The sequence below is a fragment of the Lacrimispora sinapis genome (assembly GCF_043633585.1).
Lineage (GTDB): Bacteria > Bacillota > Clostridia > Lachnospirales > Lachnospiraceae > Lacrimispora > Lacrimispora sinapis.
The window spans coordinates 492,674-511,330 of record NZ_CP141832.1; the positions used below are offsets into that span (position 1 = coordinate 492,674).

The 18,657-nt window shown below is 46.5% G+C and carries 15 protein-coding genes; 13 read left to right on the forward strand and 2 right to left on the reverse strand.

Annotated elements, in window-relative coordinates:
- Positions 1-6 precede the first annotated feature (6 nt).
- From VIG27_RS02180 to VIG27_RS02210, 7 genes are read left to right on the forward strand one after another with little or no spacing between them, the layout of a single operon-like run.
- Positions 7-2,478, forward strand: coding sequence for a hypothetical protein (locus tag VIG27_RS02180; protein ID WP_394524856.1), 2,472 nt, complete (start codon positions 7-9; stop codon positions 2,476-2,478).
- Complete coding sequence (locus tag VIG27_RS02185) at positions 2,478-3,440, forward strand: ABC transporter ATP-binding protein (RefSeq protein WP_394524857.1); 963 nt, start codon at positions 2,478-2,480, stop codon at positions 3,438-3,440. The genes VIG27_RS02180 and VIG27_RS02185 overlap by 1 nt, the downstream gene beginning before the upstream one ends.
- Positions 3,418-4,329, forward strand: coding sequence for an ABC transporter permease (locus VIG27_RS02190; RefSeq protein ID WP_394524860.1), 912 nt, complete (start codon positions 3,418-3,420; stop codon positions 4,327-4,329). Before VIG27_RS02185 ends, VIG27_RS02190 begins: the two co-directional genes overlap by 23 nt.
- A gap of 12 nt (positions 4,330-4,341) precedes the next feature.
- Positions 4,342-5,169 (forward strand): deoxyribonuclease IV, encoded by an 828-nt coding sequence (locus tag VIG27_RS02195; RefSeq protein ID WP_394524863.1) that lies wholly within the window; start codon positions 4,342-4,344, stop codon positions 5,167-5,169.
- 57 nt (positions 5,170-5,226) lie between these two features.
- Positions 5,227-6,450 carry an SPFH domain-containing protein gene (locus VIG27_RS02200; RefSeq protein ID WP_394524865.1) on the forward strand — a complete coding sequence of 408 codons (1,224 nt, stop codon included), beginning with the start codon at positions 5,227-5,229 and terminating at the stop codon, positions 6,448-6,450.
- Entirely contained in the window at positions 6,447-7,475 is a 1,029-nt protein-coding gene (locus tag VIG27_RS02205) for a TFIIB-type zinc ribbon-containing protein (RefSeq protein WP_394524866.1), read from the forward strand. The genes VIG27_RS02200 and VIG27_RS02205 overlap by 4 nt, the downstream gene beginning before the upstream one ends.
- Complete coding sequence (locus VIG27_RS02210; RefSeq protein ID WP_394524867.1) at positions 7,472-8,353, forward strand: TPM domain-containing protein; 882 nt, start codon at positions 7,472-7,474, stop codon at positions 8,351-8,353. Before VIG27_RS02205 ends, VIG27_RS02210 begins: the two co-directional genes overlap by 4 nt.
- A 77-nt stretch (positions 8,354-8,430) precedes the next feature.
- On the opposite strand, the gene sfsA is transcribed toward VIG27_RS02210, so the two are convergent.
- On the reverse strand, positions 8,431-9,207 hold the full coding sequence (gene sfsA, locus VIG27_RS02215) for a DNA/RNA nuclease SfsA (RefSeq protein ID WP_394524868.1): 777 nt from the start codon (positions 9,205-9,207) through the stop codon (positions 8,431-8,433).
- Positions 9,208-9,445: 238 nt separating this feature from the next.
- Here sfsA and thrC point away from each other — a divergent pair, with 238 nt between their 5' ends.
- Positions 9,446-10,930, forward strand: a complete 1,485-nt coding sequence (thrC, locus tag VIG27_RS02220; protein WP_394524869.1) for a threonine synthase — start codon at positions 9,446-9,448, stop codon at positions 10,928-10,930.
- On the opposite strand, the gene VIG27_RS02225 is transcribed toward thrC, so the two are convergent.
- Positions 10,927-12,336, reverse strand: a complete 1,410-nt coding sequence (locus VIG27_RS02225) for an MATE family efflux transporter (RefSeq protein WP_394524870.1) — start codon at positions 12,334-12,336, stop codon at positions 10,927-10,929. The two genes, thrC and VIG27_RS02225, sit on opposite strands and share 4 nt — an antisense overlap.
- Before the next feature lie 181 nt (positions 12,337-12,517).
- On the opposite strand from VIG27_RS02225, the gene fba reads away from it, so the two are divergent.
- The 5 genes from fba to rfbF all read left to right on the forward strand — a co-directional run bounded on the left by fba (position 12,518) and on the right by rfbF (position 18,656).
- A complete protein-coding gene (gene fba, locus VIG27_RS02230) occupies positions 12,518-13,381 on the forward strand; it encodes a class II fructose-1,6-bisphosphate aldolase (protein WP_394524871.1) in 864 nt (287 codons plus the stop codon).
- Positions 13,382-13,586: 205 nt separating this feature from the next.
- Positions 13,587-15,704, forward strand: coding sequence for a glutamine synthetase III (locus tag VIG27_RS02235; protein WP_394524873.1), 2,118 nt, complete (start codon positions 13,587-13,589; stop codon positions 15,702-15,704).
- Between the two features lie 237 nt (positions 15,705-15,941).
- The gene (locus tag VIG27_RS02240; protein ID WP_394524874.1) at positions 15,942-16,967 is read left to right on the forward strand and encodes a M42 family metallopeptidase; all 1,026 of its coding nucleotides are present in this window, start codon (positions 15,942-15,944) and stop codon (positions 16,965-16,967) included.
- 111 nt (positions 16,968-17,078) lie between these two features.
- Positions 17,079-17,861: a glycosyltransferase family 2 protein gene (locus VIG27_RS02245; RefSeq protein WP_394524875.1), complete on the forward strand. Its 783-nt coding sequence runs from the start codon at positions 17,079-17,081 to the stop codon at positions 17,859-17,861.
- 18 nt (positions 17,862-17,879) lie between these two features.
- A complete protein-coding gene (gene rfbF / locus VIG27_RS02250; protein ID WP_394524876.1) occupies positions 17,880-18,656 on the forward strand; it encodes a glucose-1-phosphate cytidylyltransferase in 777 nt (258 codons plus the stop codon).
- The last annotated feature ends 1 nt before the right edge of the window (position 18,657 follow it).

An 18,657-nucleotide genomic window follows, 5' to 3' on the forward strand; every position in this document is an offset into this window, starting at 1 on the left:
CACAGGATGAAATTCAGAAAGATAGCTCTGATTTGTGCCATAGCGTTCACCTTAGCAGGCAGCTTCCGGCTGCCTGCTTTCGGCATGACCGCTTCTGACGCAAATTCTCAGACAAATGAATTTAATGCGGCTTCTGATCTGGCAATGTCCATGGAGGTTTCCTATGGATACGACGGAAACGCAAAAAGCGGACGTTATGTTCCGGTCAATGTTACACTGAAAAGCCGTTCGGAGTCTCCATTTTCAGGAACCGTTCGGGTGGATGCCATGGAATCGGATTTTGACATATACCAATATGAGTATCCGGTGTCGGTGGGAGCCGGGAAGTCCCTTGAGGAATCCCTGGATATTCCGGTAGGCCGGGCAGATGTGCTTTATGTCAAGCTGATTGATTCCCAGGGGAAGGAACAGATCCGCAAGCGTTTGAAAATGAATGTGACCACGGATACGGCGGAGCTGTTTGTAGGGATCTTATCGGACCAGCCTCAGAAGCTCTCCTACATGGATGGAGTCGGTGTCAATTACAGCTCCGTCCGCATCAAAACATTTAATATGGAAACGGAAAAGATGCCGGATCATGTGATTGGTCTGGATCTTTTGGATGTTCTGGTGATTACGGATTATGACACCGGAAGGCTTTCCGAGAACCAGCTGTCGGCCATATGGGAATGGGTGAAGGAAGGCGGAACCCTTCTTTTCGGCACCGGGCAGAGAGCAGACAATTCCCTATATGCCTTCCGGTCCCAGCTTCTGGAAAAGAATTATTCCCCTCCCACCCTGCGGTCGGTGGATATGGGAGTGGAATACTCCACCAACGGACCGGGGGATTCCTTTTTAAATCTGGTCTGTGCAGACGTTTCCTTAAAAGGAGGGACCGGAGTTCTCTCCAATGACCAGTTTTCCGTCCTTACTACCGTGGTAAAAGGAAAAGGGATCGTAGGGGTGGCTGCCTACGATTTTGTGGACATTGAGTCCTTTTGCAAAGCGCATCGTTCCTATGTGGATAAGCTCTTTACGGCACTCCTTGGAGAGACGAAACTCAATAATCTATCCTCTTACCTCTATAGCGGTAATTCCGGCCAGTACTGGTCCGTTCAGAATATGCTCAATACCGGCAATGCGGATAAGCTTCCGAATCTGGTTCTTTATATCGTACTGATTGCCGGGTATATTCTTTTAATAGGGCCGGGCCTTTACCTGTACTTAAAAAAGAAGGAGCGCAGAGGCTATTACCGTACGGCGGTGGTGGTGGTTTCCTTTGTCTTTACTGCGGTTGTGTATTTAATGGGAATTGAAACCCGGTTTAAGGATACATTTTTTACTTACGCCACCATTTTGGATACCACGGATGATTATGTGGATGAGTATACCTACATCAACATGAGGACTCCATACAATAAGGCATATTCCATTTCTCTGGACCCATCTTATGACATACTGCCCATCACAAGAAGCAATAGTTATGAGATGACTCCTGCTCCCCAATTTACGGGGGATGAGGATTATAAGGTCCGGGTCCGATATGGGAAAGACGATACCAGGTTTACCGTACAGAATGCGGCAGCATTTACACCGGAATATTATTCACTCAGAAAGCGGACGCCTAATTCGGATCATCAAGGACTGCTGGGAGACATTACCCTGTTTGAAGGAAAAGTTTACGGGACGGTCACCAACGAATACCCCTTCCCCGTGGAAAAGGTCGGTGTGCTCATGTATGGGAAAATGGTGGTCATTGATGGACTGAAGCCTGGTGAAACAAAGAAGTTAGACGGTGTTCCGGTCATCAATTATCCACTTAACAGTTCCTTTATTGTGTCTGCCCGTGTAACCGGGAGCTATGAGTATCCCCAGGCGGATATCGAAGATCCGGCCTATATGCTGGCCCTTTCAAGGACGAACATATTAAGCTTTTATCTGGATAAATATTCTTCCTTTTACAATCAGGAAGCAAGGATCGTGGCCTTCAGCAAGAAGCAGTCCGACAGCCAGTTCCTTTTAAATGGAAATTATGAGACCTATGGTATGTCCATGTTTACCTCCACTCTACAGGTAAATACGAAAAAAGATGGAAAAACCTTTAAGTCCGCACTGATGAAAACACCTGAGGTGATCAGCGGACAGTATTATTCCGATTCCAATGCTGCTTACGCGGTGGACCCGGTTGCGTTGGAGTACTCCCTGGGCAACGATTTGGAGGTGGAGAAGCTGATGTTTGAGAACCCCTCCGAAGAATTTTTAAACAACGAAGGCATTGCTTATACCAATCTGTTCAAGGGGGATATTTATTTTTATAACCACGATACAGGCAATTATGATCTCATGGATGCAGGCAAAACGGTTTACTCCGCCAGCGAACTCACGTCTTATCTGTCTCCGGGCAATACGCTGACCGTGAAATATGTATGTGACAATGCCGGGGAGAAAAACTGGTATGTGACGCTGCCCATGCTGTCTGTCATAGGAAGGGACAAATAATGCTGGAAATAAAAAAATTATGCAAAAAATTTGGTAAATTTCATGCACTGAATGGTTTGGATCTCCATATTCCCAAAGGCTCTCTCTATGGATTTGTAGGGCCAAACGGAGCAGGGAAGACCACCACCATCAAAATTATGACCGGACTTTTGGTTGCAGACAGCGGCCAGGTGCTTATCAACGGCGTGGATGTGACAGGAGGCTTAAATGATCTCAAGCAAAGTATTGGCTATGTGCCGGATTTTTTCGGAGTCTATGACAATTTAAGGGTCAATGAATACATGGAATTTTTTGCTTCCTGCTATGGACTTGACGGATTGAAAGCGAGAAACCGTTATATGACGCTTTTGGAACAGGTGGGATTGGAGGATAAGATAAATTTCTATGTGGAAAGTTTATCCCGGGGAATGAAACAGCGGCTCTGCCTGGCAAGAGCACTGATTCATGATCCCCTTCTGCTGGTTCTGGATGAGCCGGCTTCCGGCCTGGATCCCAGGACCCGGTTTGAGTTTAAAGAGGTTTTAAAGGATTTAAAGGAACAGGGGAAAACCATATTCATAAGCTCCCATGTGCTCTCCGAGCTTTCTGAGCTGTGTACGGATATTGGGATCATTGACCAGGGAAAGATGGTCTTGGGAGGAAGCATGGAAGAAATCCTTCGCCGGGTCAATGCAACCAACCCGCTGATCATCTCTGTGCTTGGCAACAAGGAAAAGGCTCTCACCATTTTAAAAAGCCAGCCCTGTGTCCAGACCATTGCAGTAAAGGATCAGGACATCCGGGTCAACTTCATCGGTGACGATCAGGATGAAGCCCTTCTTCTCCAACAGCTTGTGGATGCAGAAGTGATGGTCCATGGATTTTACAGGGAGCAGGGAAGTCTTGAATCCCTGTTTATGCAGATAACCGATCATGATAAAGAAAAGGCGGTGCTTGTACATGAAATTGAACCCGGTCTATAAACGGGAGATAACGGTCAGCGCCAGAAGCTTCCGTCTGGCCCTGATTTTAGTACTCTTTAATTCCATTTTAGCGCTTGTGGTGCTTCTTAATATGTACTCTGTGGTGGAACAGGTAAAGCTGACGGCTGAGATCCAGTATTCCTCCTTTACCGGTATCTATGTATTTGTGGCAGTGGTGGAGTTCGTCATGCTTATGTTTATTATGCCGGCCCTGACGGCGGCAAGCGTCAGCGGTGAACGGGAACGGCAGACCCTTGATATTTTACTGACCACCACCTTAAAGCCCTGGGAGATCATTTGGGGAAAGCTGATCGCTTCCTTTGGAACCATGTTTTTAATGGTCATGTCCAGTTTTCCCCTTCTTTTCGTATCCTTTGTATACGGAGGAGTGACGGCCTATGATGTTATGATCCTGCTTTTGTGTTATCTGGCTGTGGCACTTCTGTGTGGAAGCATGGGAATCTGTTTTTCCTCCATATTCAAACGTTCCACCATTGCTACGGTGGTAAGCTATGGGGTACTGGTCCTCATTGCCGCCGGAACCTATGCGGTGAATGTGTTCGCCCTGTCCATTGCCCGTATGAATGCCAACAACACCTACGCCTCCTCCCTCATCGGAATGGCGGATCAGGCCAATTCCGGCCCGTTTTTATATCTCCTGCTTTTAAATCCCGTGGCAACCTTTTATGTCATGATAAACAGCCAGACCGGGGATAATCAGGTGATAAAGAGCTTAAACCAGTGGTTCGGCCCTCATCCGGAAAGCGCAATCATGGATAACTGGGTGGTGTTAAGCATTTTAATCCAGCTTCTGCTGGCAGCCATCTTTCTTTATACGGCGGTAAAAGCCATCAGTCCGGTGAAAGGAAGAAGGAAAAAAAACAAATAACAGGAGGTTTTTATGCTCACAATCGGATGCCATCTGTCTTCCTCCAAGGGGTATTTTGCCATGGGAAAAGAGGCAGTGAATATCGACGCCAATACATTTCAGTTTTTTACCCGGAATCCAAGGGGAACCAGGGCAAAAGCCATGAATCCTGATGACGTAAATAAATTTCTTGCCTATGCCGGTGAGCATCAGATCAACCGGATTCTGGCTCACGCACCCTATACGTTAAATGCCTGCTCGGCGGATGAACATCTTCGGATTCTGGCCAGAGACACCATGAAGGACGATTTGGAACGCATGGAGTATACGCCTGGGAACTGCTACAACTTTCATCCGGGAAGCCATGTGAAGCAGGGAGTGGAAATCGGGATTCAATACATTTCCGACATGCTCAATCAAATTCTGACCCCAAAGCTTCATACGACGGTTCTTTTGGAAACCATGTCCGGCAAGGGCAGCGAGGTAGGAAAGGAATTTGAGGAACTCAGGGAGATCCTTGACCGGGTGACCCTTCAGGAACACATGGGCGTATGTCTGGATACCTGCCACGTGTGGGATGCCGGCTATGATATCCGCAATGACCTTGACGGAGTATTGCATCAGTTTGACCAGGTGATCGGCTTATCCAAGTTAAAAGCCATCCATTTAAATGACAGCTTAAATGCGCTGGGGTCACACAAAGACCGCCATGCAAAAATCGGAGAGGGGTTCATTGGAGCGGAGGCTTTGAAACGGATCGTGACCCATCCGCTGTTAAAGGATCTGCCGTTTTATCTGGAAACGCCTAATGATCTGCCCGGATATGCAAAGGAAATAGCCATGATGCGGAATGCAGGATAGCACATTTGCAGATCATATAGTATAATGAAGAAATCTTACAGCTTAGGAGGAATTGACATGGGAATTGTGAAGGCGCTTACGACCGCAATCGGCGGTTCATTGGCAGACCAATGGCTTGAAGTGATTGAAGCCGGGGAAATGGGAGATCAGACCGTATTTACTACGGGAGTGAAAATCCGGAAAGGGTCCAATACAAAGGGAACCGATTATACCGTTTCCGATGGCTCCGTGATCCATGTTTACCCCAATCAGTTTATGCTTTTGGTGGACGGAGGAAAGGTCATTGATTATACAGGAGAGCCAGGTTATTTTACCGTAAAGAATTCCTCTCTGCCCTCCCTTTTTAACGGACAGTTCGGAGAAGCCTTAAAGGAATCCTTTGACCGGGTCCGGTATGGAGGAAAAACACCGACCTCACAGAAAGTATATTTTATTAATTTACAGGAAATTAAGGGAATCAAATTCGGCACTCCCAATCCGATCAATTATTTTGACCAGTTTTACAATGCAGAGCTGTTTTTACGGGCTCACGGTACTTATTCCATTAAAGTAACGGACCCCCTTCAGTTTTATTCGGAAGCCATTCCAAAGAATGCGTATAAGGTGGAAGTCAATGACATCAATATGCAGTATTTATCAGAATTTCTGGAAGCTCTCCAGTCTTCCATCAATCAGATGTCTGCCGATGGAATCCGAATTTCTTACGTGGCCTCCAAAGGAAGGGAACTGGGACAGTATATGTCCGACGTTCTTGATGAACAGTGGAAGGCCCGCCGGGGAATCGCCATACAGTCGGTGGGGATCGCAAGCATCTCCTATGATGAGGATTCCAAGGATTTGATCCATTTACGCAATCAGGGTGCCATGTTAAGTGATCCGTCTGTGCGGGAAGGTTATGTGCAGGGAGCCGCAGCCAGAGGCATGGAGGCAGCAGGGCGCAATTCCAACGGTTCTGTGGCCGGATTTATGGGAATGGGCATGGGAATGAACGTGGGAGGCGGATTTATGAGTGCAGCTTCCGGTGCCAATATTCAGCAGATGCAGATGAACCGGGAACAGCAGATGAAGCAGGGGCAGCAGCAGGAGAGCAAAGGGCAGGAAAGCAGCCAGGCGCCTCAGTCAGCAGCCGAAAACAGCTGGATTTGCAGCTGCGGAAGTGTCAATACCGGCAACTTTTGTCCGGAATGCGGAACGAAAAGGCCGTCCGGCCCATGGACCTGTGAATGCGGTGCTGTTAATTCCGGGAAATTCTGTTCCAACTGCGGCAAGCCAAAGCCATGAGCGGGATCATAACCTACCATTGTCCCAATTGCGGCGGACCCCTTAAATTCGATCCGAAAAACCAGAATTATGCCTGTGAATTCTGCTTATCAAGGTTTACAGAAGAAGAGGCAAAGGAGGCAAAGCCGGAGGAGAGAGGGAATGGTCAGGGAGAACCTCTTCTTTATGCCTGCCCCAGCTGCGGTGCGGAAGTTGTGACCGATGAGACAACCGCAGCTTCCTTCTGCTACTATTGTCATAATCCGGTGATTTTATCGAAGCGGCTTTCCGGGGAATACCACCCGGATTATGTGATTCCATTTTCCATTGAGAAAGAAAAAGCGGTGGATATTTTCAATCAATGGATAAAGAAAAAACGGTTTATTCCCCGTGCTTTCTACAGTGAAGAGCAGATAAACAAGATTACCGGGGTTTATTTTCCCTATCTGTTATACAGCTGCCGGGCGGAAGGAACTCTTTTTGCAAAGGCCGATCGTCTGCGCGTATGGGTCAGCGGAAATTACCGGTACACGGAGACCCAGACCTATGAGATCAAAAGGGAAGGTTCCATGCCTGTAAAATTTGTTCCCAGAAATGCCTTAAAAAAGGCCAGCCGGGAGTTGACGGAGGGAGTTCTGCCCTATGAGACGGACAAAATGAAGCCCTTTTCCATGGGGTATCTATCCGGTTTTGTGGCGGAACGCCGTGATATGGAACAAGAGGACTTTTCCGAGGAAGTCAAAGCCGAGATCCGTTCCTTTGCGGTAAGTTCCTTAAAAAACAGCATTACGTCCTATGATTCCGTAAGGGTTCAGGACCAGTCCGTCCTGCTGGAGGACGAAACATGGGAATATGCCCTTCTTCCGGTATGGGCGCTTACTTATCATGATCAGGCAAAAAATGAGATGTATTATTTCACCATCAACGGGCAGACCGGAAAGGTCTGCGGAAAGCTGCCGGTGGATAAAGGCAAACTCCTTTTATTGTTTGCTGAAATATTCTTTCCCGTACTTTTGGTAATGCTGATTGTGGGGTATCTGATATGAAGACAATGAAATGGATGGACATACAAAAAAGAAAATCAGTGGTTTTATGGGTGTTTTTCTTCCTGTTCTTTGCTGCTTTTTTTGGAAAAAACGATTCCTTTGGAGAAGAGGGGCGGGTATTCGATGATGCCGGCCTTTTTTCCCAGGAAGAGAAAGCCGCCTTTGAAAACCAGATAACATCCATGAGAAAAGAAATGAACATGGATGTGGTGATCGTAACCACCAGAGATGCGGGCGGTAAATCTGCCGGAGAGTTTGCGGAAGATTATTATGTTGACGGGGGTTACGGCGTCGGCTCAGATTACAGAGGTGTCCTGCTTTTGATGGATATGGATAACCGGGAAGTCTATATCCTTCCCGTAGGAAAGATGAACCGTTTTTTAACCGATAAACGTTGGAATGCGATTCTGGATAGATCCTACGAGGCCATAAGCCAGATGGATTATGCTGCCTGTGCCCAATATTTTTTAGACGGAGTGACCCGGTATTACAGGGCAGGTATTCCGGGAGGACAGTATAATTATGACAAGGAGACCGGAAAAATCAGTGTTTACCGCAGCATCCGCTGGTACGAAGCGGCGGTTGCCGCCGGAATCGCCCTTATGACAGCCGGCCTTTCCTGTATGGGAGTGGTATCCCGGTATTCCATGAAAAAGGAACGGGACCGGTCAGGAAACTATTTAATGGCCTATCGGGGAAACAGCCAGTTCCGGTATTCCGACCAGACCGATCATCTGATCAATAAAACCGTTACCCATGTGATCATCCCAAGAAATCATGGGGGAGGAAGTGGCGGAGGAGGCTTTTCCTCCGGCGGCAGAAGCACCACTCATTCCTCATCAGGACGCACCATGGGAGGCGGAGGCCGTAAATTTTAAACGCTTATAATAAAAGTGATTTTTCTAAGGTAAAAAAGTCTGGAAAAGGAGAATTCCTTCACCAGACTTTTTTGTTGTCAGCCATGGAGCTCTATGGGGACGGGCTGATCCATAACCATGGAATCTTCCGTTACCTTACAGTCATATGCCAGGAGATGGACTCCTGCTTTTTGTGCTTCGATTAACACCGACGCAAATTCCGGATGAGTCTCTCTGTTTGGTTTAAAGGCGGTCATCTCCTTCATCTGGATAACAAATAAAAGGTAAGCTTCATAACCCTCCTCATGAGCATGAATCAGCTCTTCCACGTGCTTGATGCCCCGCTCGGTAGGAGCATCCGGAAACATGGCAAGACCATGCTCTTCCAGAGTAACACCCTTGACTTCCATAAAAGCAGAAAATTCCGGGTCGTCCGACTGAAAGGCCAGGTCAAACCGGGAATGATCATAGGTGACTTCCCGTTTGATATTTTTTATGGTAAGGCCGAAGCCGGATTCTTTCCGGTCAATTTTGTGAAAAGGGAGGGAGATCTGCCTGCTGTTTGAAAGCAGCCATTCGTAAGCCGCCTGGTTTGGGGCCTGGGAATCCATGTTGATGAGAAGAGGACCGTTTTTTCTCTCTTTCCAAACTCCAATGAGAGAGTAGTGTGTCTTTCTCCCGAGGACGGCCGCTTCCGGATGAAACTGCACCAGCACCGTAACGCCTGGAATTAAAAGCTCTCTGCACCGTCCGGTATTTTTTACATGACAGACAACGGTTTCCTCTTTTTTGCTGTCCCCGGAAATCAAAACATGAGCGATAAAACGGTTGGGACGGCTGAGGAAGATCCCCTTTCTCATATGTTCGTATTTCATAAGGCGATTCTGTCCTTTCTATATTAATGAAACTAACCCAAGAATACTAACTTGATCTACCAAGCTATCTTACCACAGAGAAAAAGAAAATGATAGTGCTGCCGTATGTCTCTGCAAGAAATACATATGTCCGTATAAAGAATACTTTTCGCTTGCACCATTTTGTAAAGTGTGCTACAATGCTGGCAAGGTTTTCATCAATTCATACTATCACAAAGCAGGAAAGGAATCAGAAACCATGGAATTATCCTATCAAAGTACCCGGGGCGGCGAAGCCGGTGTAACGGCTTCCCAGGCAATTTTAAAAGGGCTGGCAGCAGACGGCGGCTTATTTATGCCTTGCTTTATTCCAAAGCTTGACAAAACCATGAAGGAACTCTCTCTCATGACCTATCAGGAAACCGCTTATGAAGTCATGAAGCTTTTCCTTACAGACTATACCGAAGCTGAATTGAAAAGCTGTATCGAGCGGGCCTATGACAGCAAGTTTGACACCCAGGAGATTGCTCCTCTTTCCAAAGCGGATGGTGCTTATTATCTGGAACTGTATCATGGAAGCACCATTGCATTTAAGGACATGGCTCTGTCCATTCTCCCACATCTGATGACTACAGCTGCGAAGAAGAATCAGGTGAAAAATAAGATCGTGATCCTGACCGCAACCTCCGGAGATACAGGGAAAGCAGCCATGGCAGGCTTTGCGGATGTGGAAGGGACCGAGATCATCGTGTTCTATCCGAGGGACGGTGTGAGCCGGGTCCAGGAGCTTCAGATGGTGACGCAAAAAGGGGACAATACCCATGTGGCAGCCATTCACGGAAACTTTGATGATGCCCAGACCGGTGTGAAAAAGATTTTTGGTGACAAAGAATTTGCGGACTTTTTGGAAACGAAAGGGTATCAGCTATCTTCTGCCAACTCCATTAACATCGGAAGACTGGTTCCCCAGATCGTGTATTATGTATACGCATATGCAAAGCTGCTTTCCACCGGAGAACTTGCAGATGGAGAGTGGATCAATGTAACCGTTCCTACGGGGAATTTCGGAAATATTCTGGCGGCTTATTTTGCAAAGCAGATGGGAGTCCCGGTTAAGACCCTGATCTGTGCCTCCAATGACAATAAAGTGCTCTTTGATTTCTTCCAGTCCGGCACCTATGACCGGAACCGGGAATTTATACTGACCAGTTCTCCTTCCATGGATATCCTGATCTCCAGCAATTTAGAGCGTCTGATTTATTTAAGCACCGGATGCGATGCGGCTTTAAGCGCAGCTCTTATGAAAGAACTGAGTGAAAAAGGCAGCTATACCGTAACCGGAGAGATGAAAGAAAAGATGGCAGATTTTGCAGGAGGCTTTGCCCTGGAAGAGGAGAACCGCGCCACCATCAAGGATCTGTTTGACCGCACCGGATACTTGATCGACACCCATACGGGAGTGGCAGCGGCCGTATACCGCAATTACAGGCAATCCACCGGAGACAATACAAAGACAGTCATCGCCTCCACCGCCAGCCCTTATAAATTCTCCAGAAATGTGCTGGAAGCCATCGAAGGAAAGCAGGAGACAGAGGACGAGTTTCAGATTATTGATCATCTGGCCGGTGTATCCGGTATCCCCATTCCTCTGGCAGTAGAAGAAATCCGCACCGCCCCGGTACGTCATAATACCGAATGTGATGCGGACCAGATGAAAGAAACGGTGCTGCGCTTCCTGGGCTAACGGAGAGTCCGGTATGCGAACCTCCGCCATTTCCCCCGAAGGACTCTGTTGGAAAAGAAGATTGCCCGAACCAGCCAATCGATGGTCATGGCGATCCAGATTCCCATCAGGCCAAGTCCAAAGTGAAGGCTTAACACGTAGGCTAAAACAATACGGCAGATCCACATGGAGCAGATGGAGACCACCATCGTATAACGGACATCCCCTGCCGCCCGCAGGCCATTGGTAAGACAGAAGGCCAGCGGATGGATGAGCATACAGCAGATGCTGTGGTATAGCATCAATTTTACCGCCAGGGAACTGGTTTCCGGCGACAGCTGGAACAGGTTCGTAATGACATTTAAAAACGGTATGAGGGAAAGATTTAATACGATCAGCCAGGTATAGGCTGTTTTCAGCAGCTTTCCCATATATCTTTTGGCCTGATCCAGTTCTCCCGCTCCCACGCACTGGCCCACCACCGTTACCATGGCGATGCCGATGGCCGTTGCCGGTATGGTCTCCAGACCGCAGATGGTACTTGCCACCGCATTTGCAGCAATGGCGATGGTGCCAAAGCTGGAGATGAGACTGGAAAGCAGCAGCTTCCCAAGCTGGAAGATGCTGTTTTCCACTCCGTTGGGAACTCCGATGTAAAGAATCTTCCGCAGCATGTCCTTATCAATTTTGAATGTAAAATCAACGGACAGGCCGGCATGTCTTTGAAGGAGCACTAACATAATGACGGCGCAGAAGATTCTTGAAATCAGGGTGGAGAGTCCCGAACCTGCCACGCCCATATGGAGTCCATAGATAAAAATAATATTTCCCACAATATTAAATAAGTTGGCAATGAAGGATACTCTCATGGATACCCCGGAGTTTCCCACCGAGCGGAACAGCGCAGCCGAACTGTTATAAAAGGCCAGGAAAGGATAGGAAAGGGAGGATAAGTAAAAATAAGCCCTTGCATTTCCCATTACATCCTGGTCGATATTTCCATAGATAAGACGCAGAAGCGATTCATTGAAAATCAGTGTAACAGTCATTAAAATTATGGAAAGGCCGCCCACTGCCAGAAAAAGCTGGCCGGCGGCATTGGAAACATTTTTTTCATCTTTTCGTCCGATATACTGGGCGGTGACTACGGAACCGCCGGCAGCCATCGCACCGAACAGACCAATTAAAAGGACATTGATGGTGTCCACGATTGATACGCCGGATACGGCTGCTTCTCCAACGGAAGCCACCATAAGAGTATCGGTCATTCCCATGGCAACGGCCAGAAACTGCTCGATGACCAGGGGAAAGATGAGCTTTCTCAGCTGTTTCTTTGTAAATAGTTCCCTTGTTTCCTGATCAGGAGGCACGCTGCCGGTCTCAGGACCAGACGCAGTCAGTTGGTCTTCTTCCATCTTTTGATTCATAACATTTCTCCCATATTGTATTTATTCTAATACTATTATAAAGCATTGTCCCGATGAAAGCAAAATGTAACTTTGTTATAAAAAAAACGATCTTTTTAAAATTATTCTTTCCAAATGGGTCATAATAGTATATAATGAAAAAATAAAAGATAAAATCTTAGAACAAACGGAGGTTCGTGATATGTTAGTTTCAGCAAAAGAAATGCTTGAAAAAGCAAGAGACGGAAAATACGCAGTCGGACAGTTCAACATTAATAACCTTGAGTGGACAAAGGCTATTTTACAGACAGCAGAGGAATTAAAATCTCCAGTCATTCTGGGCGTTTCCGAAGGTGCTGGTAAATACATGACAGGCTACAAGACTGTAGCTGCTATGGTGAAAGCCATGATTGAAGAATTAAAGATTTCTGTTCCCGTAGCGCTTCATCTGGACCATGGCTCCTATGAAGGCTGCTACAAATGCATCGAGGCAGGATTTTCCTCCATCATGTTTGACGGTTCCCATTATCCCATCGCTGAGAATGTGGAGAAAACGACTGAACTTGTAAAAGTTTGTGCAGAAAAGGGACTTTCCCTGGAAGCTGAAGTTGGTTCCATCGGCGGGGAAGAAGACGGCGTTATCGGAATGGGAGAATGTGCAGATCCCGATGAGTGCAAGCAGATCGCTGATTTAGGCGTAACCATGCTGGCTGCAGGAATCGGCAACATCCATGGAAAATATCCGGAGAACTGGGCTGGTTTAAGCTTTGAAACTCTGGCTGCTGTAAAAGATAAAGTAGGCGACATGCCTTTGGTACTTCACGGTGGTACAGGCATTCCGGAAGATCAGATCAAGAAAGCCATCAGCCTTGGCGTTGCAAAGATCAATGTAAATACCGAGTGCCAGCTTTCCTTTGCAGAAGCTACCCGTAAATACGTGGAAGCAGGCAAGGATTTAGAAGGCAAGGGCTTTGACCCAAGAAAACTTCTTGCTCCTGGTACGGAAGCCATCAAAGCAACCGTAAAGGAAAAGATGGAATTATTTGGTTCCGTTGGTAAAGCTTAATTGCACCTTCTTAAAATATTTTTGAAAAAGTACTTGATTTTTTTAAGAAAATGATTTATTTTAGATAGGAACGATGGCGTTCTCCTTGTATTAGGAGGGCGCCTTTTCTAATTTTATGCATATTCAAATAATATGGAGACTTTAAAAAAGGGCAAACTGACTTAATATTATTAAGTGGTAATTCATATGAGAGGATGGAAAATTTATGAGTGAAGTTGTGAACGTAGCCGAGATGTTCGGTAAGAATGTATTTAATGAAACCGTAATGAAAGAGCGTTTACCAAAATCTGTTTTCAAGAAATTAAAGAAAACAATCGAGGATGGCGCAGAGTTAGATCCTTCCATTGCTGATGTCGTTGCACATGCAATGAAGGACTGGGCAATAGAAAGAGGTGCGACTCACTATACCCATTGGTTCCAGCCACTTACCGGCATTACTGCAGAAAAACATGATTCCTTCATTTCTGCTCCGACATCAGACGGAAAAGTAATCATGGAATTTTCCGGCAAGGAGCTTGTAAAAGGCGAACCGGATGCTTCCTCCTTCCCTTCCGGAGGACTTCGTGCAACTTTTGAAGCCAGAGGATATACTGCATGGGATTGTACTTCACCTGCATTTTTAAGAGAAGATGCGATCGGTGTCACCCTTTGTATCCCCACTGCTTTCTGCTCCTATACAGGAGAAGCACTTGACAAAAAGACCCCTCTCTTAAGATCCATGGAAGCTGTCGATGAGCAGGCGATAAGAATCTTAAGATTATTCGGAAATACCACTTCAAAGAGAGTCACTCCATCCGTTGGACCGGAGCAGGAATACTTCCTGGTTGACCATGAAAAATATTTACAGAGAAAAGATCTGGTTTATTCCGGCCGTACCCTATTCGGCGCAATGCCTCCAAAGGGACAGGAGTTAGAGGATCATTACTTTGGCTCTATCCGCGAGAGAGTTGCCGCTTACATGAAGGAAGTAAACGAAGAGCTTTGGAAACTTGGCGTTCCGGCAAAGACACAGCATAATGAAGTAGCTCCGGCACAGCATGAGCTGGCACCGATCTTTGAACAGGCAAACGTAGCGGTTGACCATAACCAGCTGGTGATGGAGACCTTAAAGAAAGTCGCAGGACGCCACGGATTAAACTGTCTGCTTCATGAAAAGCCATTCGCAGGTGTAAATGGTTCCGGTAAGCATAATAACTGGTCCTTAACCACGGACGACGGAATCAACTTATTAAATCCAGGAGAGACCCCTCATGAGAATATCCAGTTCTTACTGGTATTATCCTGTATCTTAAAGGCAGTAGACAAACATGCGGACCTTCTTCGTGAATCTGCAGCAGATGTAGGAAACGATCACAGACTGGGTGCCAATGAGGCTCCGCCTGCAATCATTTCCGTATTCATCGGCGAGCAGTTAGAGGATGTGGTAGATCAGCTTTGCAGCACCGGAGAAGCTACCCGTTCCAAGGTTGGCGGAACCTTAAAGACAGGCGTTAGAACCTTACCTGATTTATTCAAGGATGCAACAGACCGTAACAGAACCTCTCCATTCGCATTTACCGGCAACAAGTTTGAGTTCCGTATGGTTGGTTCCTCTGATTCCATTTCTTCTCCAAACGTAGTATTAAACACCATTACTGCAGAGGCGTTTAAAGAAGCAGCGGATATTCTGGAGAATGCGGAAGATTTTGATACTGCAGTCCATGATCTGATTAAAAACCAGTTATCAGCCCATAGAAGAGTCATCTTTAACGGCAACGGTTATTCCGCTGAATGGGTAGAAGAAGCGGAAAAGAGAGGTCTTCCAAACTTGAAGTCCATGGTAGAAGCCATTCCTGCACTCACCACGGAAGCTTCCATCCGGATGTTTGAAGAATTCAAGGTATTTACAAAGGCAGAGCTGGAATCCCGTGTTGAGATTGAATATGAAGCATACAGCAAAGCCATCAACATTGAAGCAAGAACCATGATTGAGGTGGCCAGCAAGCAGCTGATTCCGGCGGTTGTAAAATACACCTCCATACTTGCGGATTCTATAGGAAAAATCAAGTCCGCATGTCCGGATGCAGATACCAGCGTTCAGGAAGAACTTCTTGTGGAAGTAAGCGCATATCTTTCCGATATGAAGGTGGCTGTAGCCGCTCTGTCTGAGGTAGCCGACAAGTGTGCAGCCATCGGAGATAACAAAGAACAGGCAACCGCTTATCATGATGAAGTAGTACCGGCCATGGCGGCTCTTCGTACTCCGGCCGACAAGCTGGAACTGATCGTAGACAAAGAATTATGGCCATTGCCAAGCTACGGAGATTTGATCTTTGAAGTATAAGAAATCCATAAATCGCTGTTGAAAACAGCCTGGTAATAAAAAAGAATGATGAAATAAGCCTTGAATGGGATGTGTGAGCAGACCCATTTCAAGGCTTGTTTTATGTCCTTTTTTCAATCGGGTAGCCAAGCTGAAGAAATTCTGCTAAAATGGAAGGGGAATAAAAACAAACAATATAAACAACGAAACAAAAAATAAAAATTCAAATGATACGATTGAGAAAGAAGGCTGTATAAAATGGAAACGATGAAATATATAACGGAAATCCTGGAAAAAATCATTCACATCCCAAGTCCCAGCGGCTATACCAGGGAAGTCTTAAAAGCAGTACAGGAGGAAGCCCGGTCCTTTGGATATTCCTCCACCTACAACCGTAAAGGCGGCCTTATCATAGAAGTACCCGGAGAGACCAAAGAAGTTTTAGGTTTATCCGCTCATGTAGATACGCTGGGTGCCATGGTCCGCTCCATCACCCCCCAGGGAATGCTGAATATGGTTTTAGTGGGCAGTTTCATGATGGAAAGCATTGAGGGGATGTACTGCAAAGTGCACACCAGAACCGGAAAGACCTACACAGGAACCATTTTGACCAAAGAGCCGTCGGTCCACACCTATGACAATGCCAAAACCCTGGAGCGTAAGGCAAAGAATATGGAAGTCCGCCTTGATGAGCTGGTAGAAAGTGAAGAAGACGTTCTGAAACTGGATATTTCAGCCGGTGATTACATCAGCTTTGATCCCATGTTTGTCTATACAGAAAGCGGTTACATCAAATCCCGCCACTTAGATGACAAGGCTTCCGTGGCAGTGTTATTAGGCTTGTTAAAAGACATCTCCGAATCAGGGAAACGTCCAAAGAGAACATTAAAACTTGTGATCAGTAATTATGAAGAGGTAGGTTTCGGAGCAAGCTGGATTCCGGAAGACATCGAAGAGTTTATTGCTGTGGATATGGGCGCCTTAGGCGATGACCTGACGGGCGGAGAAAGGAAGGTATCCATTTGTGCCCAGGATTCCTCCGGCCCCTATGATTACGAGATGACAAGCCAGCTGATTGCCATCGCAAAAGAACAGAACATTGACTATGCCGTTGATGTGTTCCCTCACTACGGATCTGATGTGGGAGCGGCCATCCGAGGCGGCAATAACATTCGCGGGGCACTGATCGGCCAGGGAGTCCATGCGTCCCACGGAACAGAAAGAACCCATATCAAAGGTATGGAGCAGACATTAAAACTGCTGAAAGGTTATATTGAGCGGTAAGGAAACTCCTGTCTCAAATTCTTTCAAAATAATGAATATGGTGGAATGTTTTCCTGTTTTTATGGTATAATCATAGCCATACTAAGACAAGCAGCCTTTGAGGATCAAATTATGAAATTACATGCTTTTGCAATCTGTGCTTATAAGGATTCCCCCTATCTGGAATCCTGCATCCGTTCTTTAAAAGCACAGACCGTACAATCAGATATTCTGCTGTGCACCTCTACTCCCAGCCCTTTTATTACCGGACTGGGAGAAAAGTACGGCATTCCCATATACATCCGGCATGGGGAAAGCAGCATAAGGGACGACTGGAACTTTGCCTATCACAAGGCAGATGCCCGTTTTGTGACCATTGCCCACCAGGATGATTTATACCGGAAGGATTATGCAGAGAAACTGCTGGAATGTGAGAAAAAATACCCGGATATGACTGTATTTACCGGAGGATATGCGGTGGTAAAAGAAGGTCGGTTATCCGGATTTGAGGCCGTGGAATTTATCAAACGGATTCTTCGGCTTCCTTTGCGTTTCCGCAGAATCAGCCACCTTACCTGGGTAAAAAAAAGTGCTCTGCGATTTGGCAATTCCATATGCTGTCCCGCATGTGCATACAATAAGGAAATGCTGGGGGAGCCTCTGTTCACCTCCCCGTACCGGTTTGCACTGGACTGGGATACCTTGTATAAGCTGGCAGAGCTTCCGGGGCGCTTTATCTGCGTGGAAAGGCCCGTTCTATTTTACCGTGTCCATGGAGACGCCACGACAAAAGCCTGTATTGCGGATAACAGCAGGGCAAAAGAAGAAGCGGAGATGTTTTTAAAGATGTGGCCTGCACCGGTTGTAAAAGTGCTCATGCATTTTTACCGGAAGGCTTATAAGGAGTATGACTAAAGACTGGAGGATCAGAGAATGAAAGTTGTATTATTAGCAGGTGGGCTTGGGACCCGGATCAGTGAGGAGAGCCATTTAAAACCAAAGCCCATGATTGAAATCGGAGAGCGGCCCATACTCTGGCATATTATGAAGTATTATTCCCAGTACGGGTTCCATGATTTCGTGATCTGCCTGGGATATAAACAGTATGTCGTAAAGGAGTTCTTTGCGGACTATTTCCTTCATACCTCAGATGTGACCTTTGACCTGGCCAATAACAGCATGGAGGTACATAATAATTATTCTGAACCATGGAAAGTGACTCTTGTAGATACGGGGTTAAAGACTATGACCGGAGGCAGAATCAAACGCATTCAGCCTTATATCGGGAATGAACCGTTTATGCTCACCTATGGGGACGGAGTTTGTGATGTGGATTTAAAAGCCTTATTAAAATTCCATGAAAGTCACGGAAAGACAGCCACCATGACCACCGTAAACATTGCACAGTTAAAAGGAGTGCTGGATATTGACGAAGGGAATGTGGTTCGTTCCTTCCGGGAGAAGGCGGAAGCGGATGCCAGCCTGATTAACGGCGGATTTATGGTATTGAATCCGGAGGTTTTCTCTTATTTAAAAGATGATACCACAGTTTTGGAACAGGAGCCGATGCAGCGGCTGGCAGAAGAAGGACAGCTTATGAGCTTCCATCACACCGGCTTCTGGCAGTGCATGGATACCCAGCGTGAGATGAAGAAGTTAGAAGATCTATGGCAGTCCGGAAAGGCCCCCTGGAAGATTTGGGAGAATTAAT